This window comes from Pantoea sp. SGAir0184 (assembly GCF_043544755.1).
The window spans coordinates 1,204,043-1,219,207 of sequence record NZ_CP028050.1 but is presented as its reverse complement, the minus strand read 5'-3'; the positions used below and the strand labels follow the sequence as shown (position 1 = coordinate 1,219,207).

The following is a 15,165-nucleotide window of genomic DNA, read 5'->3' as shown; positions in this document are numbered from 1 at the left end:
AGAAAACCGGGCAAGTTTATCACGATCCTCCGCAGAGATGAACCGGGCTTCCCTGCCCGCAGGATCCTTTAAAGCTCGCGTTTTTCTTCCGCGTCCAGCACCACTTCTTCCGGATGTAACAGACTGATTACCCGGAAAATCAGCGCCAGGCCAACGCCGACGATGGTGGCCAGCGCCATGCCCTTCAGCTCGGCGGCGCCCACGTGCACCTTCGCGCCACTGACGCCAATGATCAGGATCACCGAGGTAAGGATCAGATTCTGCGCTTTGTTGTAGTCAACTTTGGATTCAATCAGCACGCGAATACCGGAAGCGCCAATCACGCCATACAGCAGCAGCGACACCCCGCCCATCACCGGTACCGGGATCGCCTGAATCGCGGCCGCCAGTTTACCGACGCAGGAGAGCAGAATGGCGAAGATCGCCGCACCGCCGATCACCCAGGTGCTATAAACGCGGGTGATCGCCATGACGCCAATGTTTTCACCATAGGTGGTATTCGGCGTGGAACCAAAGAAGCCGGAGATCATGGTCGACAGGCCGTTGGCGAACATCGAGCGATGCAGACCCGGATCGCGAATCAGGTCCTTCTTCACGATGTTGGCGGTCACCACCAAATGGCCCACGTGCTCGGCAATTACCACCAGCGCTGCGGGCAGGATGGTCAGCATCGCGGCCCATTCAAAGCGCGGCGTATAGAAGGTCGGCAGCGCAAACCACGGCGCGTTTTCCACTGCGCTCCAGTCAACGATACCCATTGCCGACGACAGCGCGTAGCCGACCAGCACGCCAATCAGGATTGGGATAATGGCGAAGAAACCACGGAACAGCACCGAGCCAAACACCGTCACCGCCAGCGTCACCAGCGAAATAATGATGGTTTTACTGTCCGCTGTGGTGCCGTCAGCGGGCAGCAGCCCGGCCATATTCGCCGCCACGCCAGCCAGTTCGAGACCGATAACCGCCACGATGGCACCCATCGCCGCCGGTGGGAACATGACATCAAGCCAGCCGGTGCCGGCCTTCTTCACAATCAGCGCCACGATGCAGAACAGCGCGCCGCACAGGATAAAGCCGCCGAGCGCCACTTCATAACCGAGCGGCAGCAGCAGCAGCACCGGCGAGATAAAGGCAAAGCTGGAGCCAAGATAGGCCGGAATTTTGCCTTTACAGATAAATAGATACAGCAGCGTGCCGACGCCGTTGAACAGCAGCACGGTCGCCGGGTTGATGTGGAACAGAATCGGCACCAGCACGGTAGCGCCGAACATGGCGAACAGGTGCTGCAGGCTGAGCGGAATGGTTTGCAACAGTGGCGGGCGTTCACTAACGCCAATGGCTCTGCGAGTCATCATTTATCCCCTATACGTTTATTTTTATGCTCGTTCGTCAACGCCGCACCTTATCGTAGTGGCGCAATTCATTGCGCCTTGTCCGGATGGGCACCATAGCTTGCCCGGCATCAGCGCGATAAATCGCGCCGCTACAAAATGTGCATCCTTTAGATACAGTGTCTGACTGAACGGTATTTTTGCCAAAAAAAAGCCGACTCTCTGGCCGGCTGGTTTATTTATTTGGTTCCGAAAATCTTGTCGCCGGCGTCGCCGAGGCCCGGGATAATGTACCCCTTCTCGTTCAGGCCCTGATCAATTGACGCGGTGTACAGCTCAACGTCCGGATGCGCTTTCTCCAGCGCGGCAATGCCTTCCGGCGCGGCCACCAGCACCAGCACTTTAATACTGTTGCAGCCGGCTTTCTTCAGCAGATCTATGGTGGCGATCATCGAGCCGCCGGTCGCCAGCATCGGGTCAACCACCAGCGCCATACGCTCTTCGATGTTTGACACCAGCTTCTGGAAGTAAGGCACCGGCTCCAGCGTCTCTTCGTCACGGTAAACGCCCACCACGCTGATGCGCGCGCTCGGTACGTGTTCCAGCACACCTTCCATCATGCCAAGGCCAGCACGCAGAATCGGGACGACGGTAATTTTTTTGCCTTTGATTTGATCGACGTCGACCGGACCGTTCCAGCCTTCAATGGTCACGCGCTCGGTTTCGAGATCGGCGGTGGCTTCATAGGTCAGTAAGCTGCCCACTTCCGAAGCCAGCTCGCGGAAGCGCTTGGTGCTGATATCATGCTCACGCATCAGGCCCAGTTTATGTTTGACCAGCGGGTGTCTGACTTCCACGATCTTCATGATTATTCTCCCGGAATTGAGTTGAGCTAAAAAAAAATCGCCGGATTATACCGCCTTTTTACCGCCGCGCCACCGGTGATTGGTCAGGTAACGTGCACAAATCGCCTGAGAATAAGGATTAGCGAAAAATCAGCACGCTGCAAAGGTGCCCTGAGATGGGACTCGCAAACGTTTGCCTGCACTGGTAGAATTGCCGCGCTTAATTTTTGCCACCAACCGCAATCGCGTGGGGATTCCGCAGTGACCGACAAAACCTCTCTCAGCTACAAAGACGCCGGTGTTGATATTGATGCTGGTAACGATCTGGTTGACCGTATTAAAGGCGTAGTAAAGAAAACCCGCCGCCCGGAAGTGATGGGTGGACTGGGTGGCTTTGGCGCGCTGTGTGCGCTGCCGCAGAAATACCGCGAGCCGGTGCTGGTCTCCGGAACTGATGGCGTCGGCACCAAGCTGCGTCTGGCGATGGATCTCAAACGCCACGACAGCATCGGCATCGATCTGGTCGCGATGTGCGTGAACGATCTGGTGGTACAGGGCGCTGAGCCGCTGTTCTTCCTCGACTATTACGCCACCGGCAAGCTGGATGTGGATACCGCCTCCGCGGTGATCACCGGTATCGCCGAAGGCTGTCTGCAGTCGGGCTGTGCGCTGGTCGGCGGTGAAACCGCTGAGATGCCGGGCATGTATCACGGCGAAGATTACGACGTGGCCGGTTTCTGCGTCGGCGTGGTGGAAAAATCTGAGATCATCGACGGCAGCAAAGTGCAGGATGGCGACGTGCTGATCGCGCTGGGCTCCAGCGGTCCGCACTCTAACGGCTACTCGCTGGTGCGTAAAATTCTTGAAGTCAGCCAGACCGATCCCACCACCAAACAGCTGGAAGGCAAACCGCTGGCCGATCACCTGCTGGCGCCGACCCGCATCTACGTGAAAAATATCCTCAGCCTGATTGAGCAGGTTGACGTGCACGCCATTGCCCACCTGACCGGCGGCGGCTTCTGGGAAAACATTCCGCGCGTACTGCCGGATAACACCCAGGCGGTGATTGACGAGAAAAGCTGGCAGTGGCCGGCGGTATTCAGCTGGCTGCAGCAGGCCGGTAACGTCAGCCGTCACGAGATGTACCGCACCTTTAACTGCGGCGTGGGCATGGTGATTGCGCTGAGCCCGGCCGATGCCGACAAAGCGGTACAGCTGATGACCGCGGCTGGCGAGCAGGCGTGGAAAATTGGCGTGATTAACGCGTCAGATGCCGAAGAGCGTGTGGTTATTAACCCATGAAGAAACTGGTTGTACTGATCTCCGGCAACGGCAGCAATCTTCAGTCCATCCTCGACGCCTGCGAGAGCGGGCGTATCAACGGCAGCGTGGCTGCCGTTTTCAGTAATAAAGCCTCGGCCTATGGTCTGACGCGGGCGCAGCTGGCCAGCGTGCCTGCTCACGCGCTGTCCGCGCAGGATTTCACCGATCGCGACGCCTTTGACCGCCAGCTGATGCAGCAGATCGACGCTTATGCGCCGGATCTGGTGGTGCTGGCCGGTTATATGCGCATTCTGAGCCCGGCGTTTGTCGCGCATTATCACGATCGTCTGCTGAATATTCATCCGTCGCTGCTGCCGAAATATCCCGGTTTGCATACGCATCGCCAGGCGCTGGCGAACGGTGACGCGGAACACGGTACGTCGGTGCATTTTGTGACTGACGAGCTGGACGGTGGACCGATCATTCTGCAGGCGCGTGTGCCGGTATTTACTGACGATGACGAAGCTGAGATCAGCGCCCGCGTGCAGCATCAGGAGCACGCGATTTATCCGCTGGTGATCAGCTGGTTTGTCGAAGGACGCTTGCAGATGCGCGCGGGCAAAGCGTGGTTGGATGGCGAACCGCTGCCGCCGGAAGGTTATGCGCACGATTGATTGACCTTTACGCCGTGCGCTTGCAGGAATTGCGCAATAAATTGCGCCGCTACGGGGCTGTGCCGGGTTTTATTACTACATGATTTCTTTGCGCATTTCGTAGCGGCGCGATTCTTCGCGCTAACCTAACAATACTTACCCAAACCGGCCGGTAATATAATCCTCGGTGCGCCGCGCCTGCGGTGCGGTGAAAATCCGGTCGGTTTCATCAAACTCCACCAGCTGCCCGTTATGCATAAACGCGGTGTAATCGGATACGCGCGCTGCCTGCTGCATGTTGTGCGTCACCAGCACCAGCGTGAAATGTTGCTTCAGCGTGGTCATCAACTCTTCAATCACCAGCGTCGAGATCGGATCCAGCGCCGAGGTGGGTTCATCCAGCAGCAGCACTTCCGGCTCGATGGCGATGGCGCGCGCAATCACCAGCCGCTGCTGCTGACCGCTCGACAGCGTCAGCGCATTCTGCCCCAGCTGATCTTTCACTTCGCCCCACAGCGCCGCCGCCCGCAGGGCGCGTTCGCAGGCCTCATTCAGCACGCGACGATCGCGCACGCCCTGCAAGCGCAGACCGTAAACCACATTCTCATAGATCGACTTGGGAAACGGATTCGGGCGCTGGAACACCATGCCGATGCGCCGCCGCAGCGCCGGCAGATCCTGGTTCGCCTGCATCACCGCGTGGCTATCGAGCAGAATCTCACCTTCGATGCGGCAGCCATCAATGACGTCGTTCATGCGATTGAAGCAGCGCAGCAGCGTCGATTTACCGCAGCCGGAGGGCCCAATCAGCGCCGTGATGCGATGCTTCGGGATCTGCAAATCAATGTTATTCAGCGCCTGGCGTTCGCCGTACCACAGCGACAGCTGATTAACGGTAAGCGCAATAGCGTAATCGGGCGTCATGTGTAAACCTTATTAGTGCGTCATAAGCCGGTAGCGCTCGCGCAGCCGATGGCGCAGCACCATCGCCAGCAGGTTAAGCGACAGAATGATCGCCACCAGCAGCAGTGCCGTGGCATACACCAGCGGTCGATCGGCGTCGATGTTCGGGCTCTGGAAGGCCAGATCGTAAATCTGAAAACCGAGATGCATAAATTTACGGTCAAGATGCAGGTAAGGAAACACCGCATCGACCGGCAGCTCAGGCACCATTTTGACCACGCCCACCAGCATCAGCGGTGCGGTTTCGCCGGCGGCGCGCGCCACCGCCAGAATCAGGCCGGTGAGCATCGCCGGTACCGCCAGCGGCAGCACCACGCGCCACAGCGTTTCTGCCTGAGTCGCGCCCAGCGCCAGCGAGCCCTGACGCAGATTGTCCGGAATACGCGACAGCCCCTCTTCGGTGGCGACGATCACTACCGGCAGCGTCAGCAGCGCCAGCGTCAGTGCCGCCCACAGCAGGCCAGGCGTGCCGAAGGTAGGATTGGGCAGCGAGCGGGAGAAGAACAGCTGATCGAGGGTGCCGCCAATCAGCCAGACAAAAAAGCCGAGGCCAAACACGCCATACACAATCGACGGCACGCCAGCCAGATTCACCACCGCAATGCGCACCAGCCGGGTGAGCGCGTTACGCCCGGCGTATTCATGCAGCCAGACGGCGGCCACCACGCCCAGCGGCATGACAATCACCGACATCAGCAGCACCATCAAAACGGTGCCGAAAATCGCCGGCAGCGCGCCATTTTCACTGCCGCCCGAGGTGGGCGAGTCACTGACAAACTGCCAGATCTGACTGAGGAAATGCCCGATTTTCTGCCCGAGGCTCAGGCTGTTTGGATACCAGGCGGCCACCACCTGCGCCAGCGGAATCAGATGATCGTCGCCCTGCACGTCGCGCAGTACCAGCGTATCGCGCTGGCTTTCATGCTGCAGATGCGCCAGCTGCTGCGCCAGCGCGCCGAAGCGTTTATGCAGCGCTGCGCTGTTGGCATCCAGTTCTGACTGATCCTGCAGGCTGAAGTGACCACCGCGCCGCTGCTCGTCAGCCTGCTGTTGCAGACTCTCCAGCTGGGCGTTAAGGCGCGCCATTTCGATACGCCGGATGTTGCTAGCCTGGCGCAGCTGCTCATGCACCTGCTTCAGCCGCTGCTGCAGCAGTGCATCGCGGTCGCGCGCGGTCAGCACCTCGTTGTCTTCACGCAGCTCCACCAGCCAGCCGTAGGCATTGCCGCCACTGCGTCGCTGTAGCACCAGCACTTCTGCCGGGCGTCGGGTTTGCGCTTCGCCCTGACTGACGATGACGCGGAAATCCGGCGCGGCAAAATCGCGGTTGCCGGTTTTCACTACGTAGCGCCAGCGATCGCCCTGCTGCTGGCGATCCAGCGTTTCACCCAGCACCATCAGCGGTGCCCCCTGCGGCGGCTGGAACTGATACTGATCGACCGGCTGCGGCCAGAACGCCCTGACGCCCTGCCAGCCCAGCAGGCCGATTAATAAGGTAAATGCCAGCAGGCAGACGGCGACCGCACCGGCAGTCAGCCAGCGCCAGCGATCGTTTTGACGCAGCGCGCTCATGCCTGCCCCTCATGCTGACTGTAGCGCTGGCGCAGCCGCTGACGAATCAGTTCCGCCACGGTGTTGATCGCCAGCGTGAATATCAGCAGCAGCAACGCACTGAGAAACAGGATGCGATAATGGGCGCTGCCCGCCGCGGCTTCCGGCATTTCAATGGCGATATTGGCCGACAGCGCGCGCAGCCCGGCAAACAGTCCGCCTTCGCTCACCGGCGTGTTGCCGGTGGCCATCAGCACAATCATGGTTTCGCCCACCGCACGACCAAAGCCGATCATCAGCGCGGCAAAAATGCCTGCCGACGCGCCCGGCAGCACCACGCGCGTCAGGGTTTGCCACGGTGTCGCACCCAGCGCCAGCGAGCCCTGCCCCAGCGCCACCGGCACGCTAAACAGCGCATCTTCCGCCAGGGTGAAGATTAGCGGCACCAGCGCAAAGCCCATCGCCAGCGCCGCTACCAGCAGGTTACGCTGCTCATAGTGCGCCAGCTGTTCGCCCATCTGCGGCCACCACAGTGTCGGCAGCCACAGCGTCAGTAACGTCACCAGTAACAGCAGCGGCATCAGCAGCAGCACTTCAAACCCGGGCCGCCGCCAGCGCGCCGGCAAACGCGGACTGAGCACGCCGCACACCAGCAGCGTGGCGGCCAGCACCAGCGGCAGCAGCATCACGCCGGGCAGCGCGCGGCTGATGTGCGGCGCCAGCCACACGCCAGCGATCAGGCCAATTACCACGCTCGGCAGCGCGCCCATCATTTCAATGCCCGGCTTGACCCAGCGGCGCAGGCCCGGCGACATAAACCATGCGGTATACATTGCCGCCGCCAGCGCCAGCGGCGTGGCAAACAGCAGCGCCAGCGACGCCGCTTTCAGCGTGCCGATCACCAGCGGCATCAGGCTGAATTTGGCCTGATAGCTGTCGCCGGCGGCGGTGGACTGCCATACCCAGTCCGGCTGCGGATAGTTTTCATACCAGATTTTCTGCCACAGATTGCGCCAGCTGAAATCGGGCCACGGATTATCCAGCGCGAACTGCTGCCACTGTCCGGCACGTTCGACGATCAGGCTATCGCCGCGCGGAGACAGCGCCAGCGCGCTGATGCCCGCGGCCAGCTGGCGCGTGACAATCGGGCCTGCCTGCTTGCTGGCGAACAGGCGCACCACGCCCTGCGCGTCAAAGCTGGCAAAAACGCGCCGCTGCGCCTCAGGCACGATGCCGAGCACACCCGCGCTGTGCGTGAAGGTGTGAATCTGCTGCAGCCGTGGCCCGTGGTCACCGGTGATGGCAAACCATTGCTGAATGCCACGCGCATCCTGAATCAGTAAGCTGCGCCCGCCCGCCAGCAGTTGCAGGCTGCGCGGTTGCTGAGACAGCGTCTGGGTTTCCCGCAGCTGCGCACCCTGCGGCGTAATCTGCCACACCCGCAACAGCCGTCCGGTACTGGTGTACAGCAGCGTGCCGTCCGGCGACAACCGCATCAGGTCGGCCTGCTCACCGGGCAATACAATCTGGTCGACGCGTTTCTGGCCGGCAAAGGTCAGCAGACTGATACCGGCCGGCGTTTGTGCGGCGATGCGCCACTGGTGATCGCCCGGCACTGCCAGCGCCATCTGGCTGACCGCGCCCTGCGGCAGATGCAGCGGCCGATCGCCCAGCGGGAAATACCATTCACCGTGCTGGCCGTGGATGAGCGGTTGCATCAGCAACAGATCGCCCTGCATATTGAGCAATACGCTGCTGCCGTCACTGCTGGTCACCGCCGCCTGCGGCTGGCCGTTCAGCGCCAGCGCGTCGCCCGCTGGCTGGCCGTCGAGCGGAATAAAGCGCGCTTCGTTGCGGCTGATGCGCCAGCCGAGCTGGCCTTCGCTGCCCAGCGCCAGCGCCGGGGCTTTGTCCCACAGCTGCTGACTGAGCGTCGGCTGCATGCCCGGCGCGCTGAACAGCGGCATCACCACCCAAATCAGCCAGAAGAACAGCAGCAGCATCAGCAGTAAAATTCCCACACCGCAGGCCGTGACGATGCGGCGCACGAACTGATCGATGGCGCGTCGACGACGGTCACTAAAGTGGACAGGAATACGATTTATGCTCATGCAGGCCAGAGTTACCCTTGAAGTTATGCCGCTATGTTGCCCGTAGCTGATTGATAAGACAACTGTTGAGGTTGGACAAGGCTGCCATACTCTCGCCATAATGGTGGAGGACACTGAGCGGAACCGCAATTTTGCGTTTATTCCGCCGGACATTCCGTCCAGCAACAGCATCACGGAGTCAGAATGGGTCAGGAAAAGCTGTATATAGAAAAAGAACTAAGCTGGTTAACCTTTAACGAACGCGTGCTGCAGGAAGCCGCTGATAAAAGCAATCCGCTCATTGAGCGCATGCGTTTTCTCGGCATCTATTCCAATAACCTGGAAGAGTTTTACAAAGTGCGCTTTGCCGATCTCAAGCGCCGCATTCTGATTGGTGAAGAACAGGGGACGCCCACCACCCTGCGCCATTTGCTGAAAAAGATTCAGCTGCGGGTACAGAAATCGGATCAGGAGTTCGATGCGCTGTATAACGACCTGCTGCTGGAAATGGCACGCAACCAGATTTTCCTGATCAACGAGCGCCAGCTGTCACCCAATCAGCAGGAGTGGCTGCGCTACTACTTCAAGCATCAACTGCGCCAGCACGTCACGCCCATTCTGATCAACCACGACACCGACCTGATTGAGTTCCTGAAAGACGACTACACCTATCTGGCGGTAGAGATTATCCGCGGCGAAGAAATCCGTTACGCCCTGCTGGAGATCCCGTCCGATAAAGTGCCGCGCTTTGTGAATCTGCCGGCAGAATCGCCGCGCCGTCGCAAGCCAATGATTCTGCTCGATAACATTCTGCGCTACTGCCTTGATGAGATTTTTAAAGGCTTCTTTGATTACGACGCGCTGAACGCCTACTCAATGAAAATGACGCGCGACGCCGAGTACGACCTGGTCACGGAGATGGAATCCAGCCTGCTGGAGCTGATGTCCTCCAGCCTGAAACAGCGCCTGACCGCCGAACCGGTGCGCTTTGTCTATCAGCGCGATATGCCCGATGCGATGGTGGAAATGCTGCGCCATAAGCTATCGATCTCCAGCTACGACTCGATTGTGCCGGGCGGCCGTTATCATAACTTCAAAGATTTCATCGGCTTCCCGAACGTGGGCAAAGCCAATCTGGAAAATCGTCCGCTGCCGCAGATTCGTCATATCGGTTTTGATGGCTTCCGCAACGGCTTTGATGCCATCCGCAATCGCGATGTGCTGCTTTATTATCCGTACCACACCTTTGAACACGTGCTGGAGCTGCTGCGTCAGGCGTCGTTTGACCCGAACGTACTGGCCATCAAGATCAACATTTACCGCGTGGCCAAGAATTCGCGCATTATGGATGCGATGATCCACGCCGCCTACAACGGTAAAAAGGTCACGGTGGTGGTCGAGCTGCAGGCGCGCTTTGATGAAGAAGCCAACATTCGCTGGGCGAAGCGGCTGACCGAAGCGGGCGTGCACGTGATCTTCTCGGCGCCCGGCCTGAAGATTCACGCCAAGCTGTTCCTGATCTCCCGCCGCGAGGGCGAAGAAGTGGTGCGTTACGCCCACATCGGTACCGGCAACTTCAACGAAAAAACCGCGCGTATTTACACCGACTATTCGCTGCTGACCGCCGATGCGCGCATCACCAACGAAGTCCGGCGCGTATTTAACTTTATCGAAAACCCGTATCGCCCGGTAACGTTCGAACACCTGATGGTGTCGCCGCAAAACTCGCGCGCCATGCTGTATCAGCTGATTGATAACGAGATTGCCAACGCGCAGCAGGGCAATCCTTCCGGCATTACGCTGAAAATCAACAACCTGGTGGACAATGGTCTGGTGGATCGGCTGTATGCCGCCTCATCGGCCGGCGTGAAGATCAACCTGCTGGTGCGCGGCATGTGCTCGCTGATCCCCGATTTGCCGGGCATCAGTGAAAATATTCGCATCACCAGTATCGTTGACCGCTACCTTGAGCACGACCGCGTCTATATTTTTGAAAGCGGCGGCGATAAAAAAGTATTCCTGTCGTCGGCGGACTGGATGACGCGCAACATCGATTATCGTATCGAAGTGGCGGTGTCGGTGCTCGATCCGCGCCTGAAACAGCGCATACTGGATATCATTGCCATTCTGTTAAGTGATACGGTAAAAGCCCGCATCGTAGACAAAGAATTGAGTAACCGTTATGTTCCGCGCGGCAATCGCAAGAAGGTGCGCTCGCAGCTGGCGATTTACGATTACATCAAGAAACTGGAACAACCCGAATAACGCCTATGCCAATCTCCCATAAAAGTACGCCGAAACCGCAGGAATTCGCCGCCATCGATCTCGGCTCGAACAGCTTCCACATGGTGATTGCCCGTGTGGTGGATGGCGCCATGCAGGTGCTGGGACGCCTGAAACAGCGCGTGCACCTCGCCGACGGGCTGGATGCGCAAAATCGCCTGAGCGAAGAGGCGATGGAGCGCGGGCTGAGCTGCCTGGCGCTATTTGCCGAGCGCCTGCAGGGGTTCAGTGCCGCTAACGTCACCATCGTCGGTACGCACACGCTGCGCATCGCGTCCAACGCGGAAGAGTTTCTGCAGCGCGCCGCGGAAGTCATCCCGTATCCGATCGAGGTGATCTCCGGCAATGAAGAGGCGCGCCTGATCTTTATGGGCGTTGAGCACACGCAGCCGGAGAAAGGCCGCAAGCTGGTGATTGATATCGGCGGCGGTTCAACCGAGTTGGTGATCGGCGAAGATTTTGAGCCGCAGCTGGTGGAGAGTCGCCGCATGGGTTGCGTCAGCTTCGCCAACCTCTACTTCCCGAAAGGCGAAATCAGCCAGGAGAATTTCCGCCGCGCCCGGCTGGCCGCCGCGCAAAAGCTGGAAACGCTGGCGTGGCAGTACCGTCTGCAGGGCTGGCAGTATGCGCTGGGCGCGTCCGGCAGTATCAAAGCGGCCTGTGAAGTGCTGCTGGCGATGGGCGAGAAAGAGAAGCGCGTGACGCCGGAAAACCTCGACATGCTGGTTAGCGAAGTGCTGAAGCACAAATCCTTTGCTGCCCTGAGCCTGCCGGGCCTGTCGGATGAGCGCAAGGCGGTGTTTGTGCCGGGGCTGGCGATTCTGTGTGGCGTGTTTGACGCGCTGGCCATTCGCGAGCTGCGCCTGTCGGATGGCGCGCTGCGTGAGGGCGTGCTGTATGAGATGGAGGGCCGCTTCCGCCATCAGGATATCCGCAGCCGCACCGCGCAGAGCCTGGCAAATCATTACGCCATCGACAGCGACCAGGCACGCCGCGTGCTGGAAACCACCGAACAGCTGTACAGCCAGTGGCTGGAGCAGAACCCGAAGCTGGCCAATCCCCAGCTGACGGCGCTGATGAAGTGGGCAGCGCTGCTGCATGAAGTCGGGCTGACCATCAACCACAGCGGTATGCAGCGCCATTCGGCCTACATCCTGCAGAACTCCAATATGCCGGGCTTTAATCAGGATCAACAGATGCTGCTGGCCACGCTGGTACGCTTCCACCGTAAAGCGGTGAAGCAGGATGAGATGCCGCGTTTCACCTTATTTAAAAAGAAACAGTTCCTGCCGATGATCTTCCTGCTGCGGCTCGGCACCCTGCTGAACAATCAGCGTCAGGCCACCACGCGCCCCGACACGCTGAAGCTGAGCACCGACGATGGTCACTGGACGCTGACCTTCCCGGCCGGTTTCCTCAGCCAGAACACGCTGGTTCAGCTGGATCTGGAGCGGGAGCAGGCTTACTGGAATGACGTCACCGGCTGGAAACTGATGCTGGAAGAGGAGTAACGCGGGCTTCAGGCCCGCAATAGCACTATGACAACACGCCCCGATAACTATTTTGCGGAGAAATACGGCCTGACGCCACCCCACTCCGAAGTGCTGGCCGCGCTGCCAAAACTGGCAGTGGGTAACGCGCTGGACCTCGGCTGCGGCCAGGGCCGCAACAGCCTGCTGCTTAATCAGCACGGTTTTACGGTGACCGCCTGGGACAACAATCCGCAGAGCCTGGAGCGCCTTAACAGCATCATCGCGGAAGAGCAGCTACAGCAGATACATACCGAACAGTGCGACCTGAATCAGGTGCGTTTCAACGGTGATTATCAGTTTGTGTTTTCCACCGTGGTGATGATGTTCCTGCAGCCGGCGACCATTCCGCAGCTGATCGCCGATATGCAGGCCAGCACGCGCAAGTACGGTTACAACCTGATTGTGGCGGCGATGAGCACCGACGATTATCCCAACACGCAAAACTTCCCGTTTACCTTTAAATCGGGCGAGCTGAGCCATTATTACCGTAACTGGCACATCGTGAAGTACAACGAAGAGGTCGGTGAACTGCATCGCCGCGATGAACACGGTCAGCGCATTAAGTATCGCTTCGCTACCCTGCTGGCGCAGAAAGCCAGCTACTGATGTCTGGCAACAAGATGGTCCGGTCGCCATCAATGGCGACCCTACAACGGATTAGTGCGGTTGGTGAAAGTATGCGGCTTTCGGTCGCCATCAATGACGCCCCTGCAGAGTCGATGACGCACGCTTCGCCCGGCGGCTGATATCGATCAAGGCAATCTTAACCTTTTCTGCTCATTTTTCACGCAGCGGTTGACCTCCCGGTCGGGTTGTGACTAAATGTTGCCACCGCCCAGCCGGGCTTTGACAGGAACCACCCCGCGTGAATAACGCCATCTCTGCACGAAGACGTCCCAAAACCGGTACCATGACCCGCATCGTTTTGCTGATCAGTTTCTTTATTTTGGTTGGCCGTCTGATTTTCATTATTCCCGGTGCCATCGAGCATCATCAGCAAAAGAAAGCCGCACCTGAACCGGTCACACTGAGCACCAGCGAGACGCGCTAAGGAATTTGCGGGTCATCGTCGCTCTGCCATCACATTGTCCGCCGCGGCAATGCTGCTTGTTACGTCCACTTTACCCGCAACGCGCTACACTTTGACCTGACTTTACAGACACAAAGGACGCGTTATGTCTGCTTCGCACGCACAACAACTATCAGAAACCCGCCAGCGAATTCTGCACCTTCTGCTCAGCGAGCACGATTTAGTCGATGTGCTGCTGGATAAATCCGTCGACCTCAATGCCGCCGAACTGCGCAAAATCACCGGCTGGCGTCAGCAGCTGGAGCATGAACTGCCGCAGCTGCACGCCGCCGACCTCGCGGACATTCTCGAAGCGCTGCCGGAAGAGGAGCGTCTGGCACTGTGGCGGCTGGTGCCCTACGAGCAGCGCGGTCGCGTGCTGGTGGAGGCCTCCGAAACCGTATGGGCCAGCCTGACGGAAGAGATGACCGACCGCGAAATCCTGCGCGCCATCGAGCCGCTGGATATTGACGATCAGGTCTATCTGGCGCGTTATCTGCCGCGCGATCTCACCGGCCGCCTGCTCACCACGCTCGATCCCAGCCTGCGCGCCCGGCTGCTGGACGTGATTGAGCTGGATCGCGATCGCGTCGGCCAGGTGATGGACTTCAATATCCTGACCGTGCGCTCAGACGTGACGCTGGCGACGGTGCAACGCTTTCTGCGCAAGCGCAAAAGCATGCCGGACGGCACCGATAAAATCTTCATCACCGACGAACACAATCAGCTGCTGGGTGAACTGGCGCTGACCGATATCCTGCTCAACAAGCCTAAAACGCTGGTGGCTGAGGTGATGAACGCGCGCCCCACCACTTTCCAGCTGGATGACAAAGCGGAAGAGGCCGCCAGCGCCTTCGAACGCTATAACCTGATTTCTGCTGCGGTGACCGATGCCAAAGGCAAGCTGATTGGCCGTATCACCGTGGAAGATGTCATTGACCTGGTGAACGAAGAGAACGAAAGCAACATCCGTAAGATGGGCGGCATCAGCCAGGGTGAAGACGTGTTTGCACCGGTGCGCAAGGCAGTAAGAAAGCGCTGGACCTGGCTGGCCGTCAACCTGTGTACGGCGTTTATCGCCTCGCGCGTCATTGGCCTATTTGAGGACACCATTTCGCAGCTGGTGGCGCTGGCCACGCTGATGCCGATTGTCGCCGGCATTGGCGGTAACACCGGCAATCAGACCATCACCATGATCGTGCGCGCGCTGGCGCTGCATCAGGTTGAACCCGGCAACTTTTCGTTTCTGATTGCGCGCGAACTGGGCGTGGCGCTGCTTAACGGCCTGTTCTGGGGCGGCATCATGGGTGGCGTGACCTGGCTGATGTACGACAACCTGCAACTGGGCGGCGTGATGATGCTGGCGATGGTGCTGAATCTGCTGCTGGCGGCGCTGATGGGCGTGCTGATTCCGCTCATCATGACCAAACTCAAACGCGACCCGGCGGTCGGCTCCAGCGTGCTGATCACCGCCATCACCGATACCGGCGGCTTCTTTATCTTCCTCGGTCTGGCCACGCTGTTTCTGCTGCACGGCCACTAAAGCGCAGCTACAATCAGCGTTGATCCCTAATCAGCTGGAGAG

At 59.2% G+C, this 15,165-nt stretch carries 12 protein-coding genes; 7 read left to right on the top strand and 5 right to left on the bottom strand.

What is annotated here, in order from left to right:
- Positions 1–68: 68 nt before the first annotated feature.
- Both uraA and upp read right to left on the bottom strand, forming a co-directional pair.
- A complete protein-coding gene (gene uraA / locus C1N60_RS05510; protein ID WP_058781750.1) occupies positions 69–1,352 on the bottom strand; it encodes a uracil permease in 1,284 nt (427 codons plus the stop codon).
- 218 nt (positions 1,353–1,570) lie between these two features.
- Entirely contained in the window at positions 1,571–2,197 is a 627-nt protein-coding gene (upp, locus tag C1N60_RS05505; RefSeq protein ID WP_010617600.1) for a uracil phosphoribosyltransferase, read from the bottom strand.
- 240 nt (positions 2,198–2,437) lie between these two features.
- Here upp and purM point away from each other — a divergent pair, with 240 nt between their 5' ends.
- Positions 2,438–3,478: a phosphoribosylformylglycinamidine cyclo-ligase gene (gene purM / locus C1N60_RS05500; RefSeq protein WP_021506588.1), complete on the top strand. Its 1,041-nt coding sequence runs from the start codon at positions 2,438–2,440 to the stop codon at positions 3,476–3,478.
- Positions 3,475–4,113 carry a phosphoribosylglycinamide formyltransferase gene (gene purN / locus C1N60_RS05495; RefSeq protein WP_394521485.1) on the top strand — a complete coding sequence of 213 codons (639 nt, stop codon included), beginning with the start codon at positions 3,475–3,477 and terminating at the stop codon, positions 4,111–4,113. Before purM ends, purN begins: the two co-directional genes overlap by 4 nt.
- Positions 4,114–4,248: 135 nt before the next feature.
- Here purN and pstB read toward each other — a convergent pair whose 3' ends face one another.
- Genes pstB through C1N60_RS05480 form a run of 3 tightly spaced genes read right to left on the bottom strand, consistent with a single transcriptional unit; the run spans position 4,249 to position 8,717 of the window.
- The gene (gene pstB / locus C1N60_RS05490) at positions 4,249–5,016 is read right to left on the bottom strand and encodes a phosphate ABC transporter ATP-binding protein PstB (RefSeq protein WP_021506586.1); all 768 of its coding nucleotides are present in this window, start codon (positions 5,014–5,016) and stop codon (positions 4,249–4,251) included.
- 12 nt (positions 5,017–5,028) lie between these two features.
- Complete coding sequence (gene pstA, locus C1N60_RS05485; protein WP_058758318.1) at positions 5,029–6,627, bottom strand: phosphate ABC transporter permease PstA; 1,599 nt, start codon at positions 6,625–6,627, stop codon at positions 5,029–5,031.
- Entirely contained in the window at positions 6,624–8,717 is a 2,094-nt protein-coding gene (locus C1N60_RS05480) for an ABC transporter permease subunit (RefSeq protein WP_394521484.1), read from the bottom strand. Before C1N60_RS05480 ends, pstA begins: the two co-directional genes overlap by 4 nt.
- Before the next feature lie 183 nt (positions 8,718–8,900).
- Between C1N60_RS05480 and ppk1 the strand changes: the two genes are divergently transcribed.
- The 5 genes from ppk1 (at position 8,901) to mgtE (ending at position 15,123) form a co-directional block, all read left to right on the top strand.
- A complete protein-coding gene (gene ppk1, locus C1N60_RS05475; RefSeq protein WP_021506583.1) occupies positions 8,901–10,961 on the top strand; it encodes a polyphosphate kinase 1 in 2,061 nt (686 codons plus the stop codon).
- Positions 10,962–10,966: 5 nt separating this feature from the next.
- Positions 10,967–12,490 (top strand): exopolyphosphatase, encoded by a 1,524-nt coding sequence (gene ppx, locus C1N60_RS05470; RefSeq protein ID WP_021506582.1) that lies wholly within the window; start codon positions 10,967–10,969, stop codon positions 12,488–12,490.
- Positions 12,491–12,517: 27 nt separating this feature from the next.
- A complete protein-coding gene (gene tehB, locus C1N60_RS05465) occupies positions 12,518–13,117 on the top strand; it encodes a tellurite resistance methyltransferase TehB (RefSeq protein WP_021506581.1) in 600 nt (199 codons plus the stop codon).
- A gap of 259 nt (positions 13,118–13,376) precedes the next feature.
- Complete coding sequence (locus tag C1N60_RS05460) at positions 13,377–13,562, top strand: YfgG family protein (protein ID WP_021506580.1); 186 nt, start codon at positions 13,377–13,379, stop codon at positions 13,560–13,562.
- A gap of 124 nt (positions 13,563–13,686) precedes the next feature.
- The gene (gene mgtE, locus C1N60_RS05455) at positions 13,687–15,123 is read left to right on the top strand and encodes a magnesium transporter (protein ID WP_021506579.1); all 1,437 of its coding nucleotides are present in this window, start codon (positions 13,687–13,689) and stop codon (positions 15,121–15,123) included.
- The last annotated feature ends 42 nt before the right edge of the window (positions 15,124–15,165 follow it).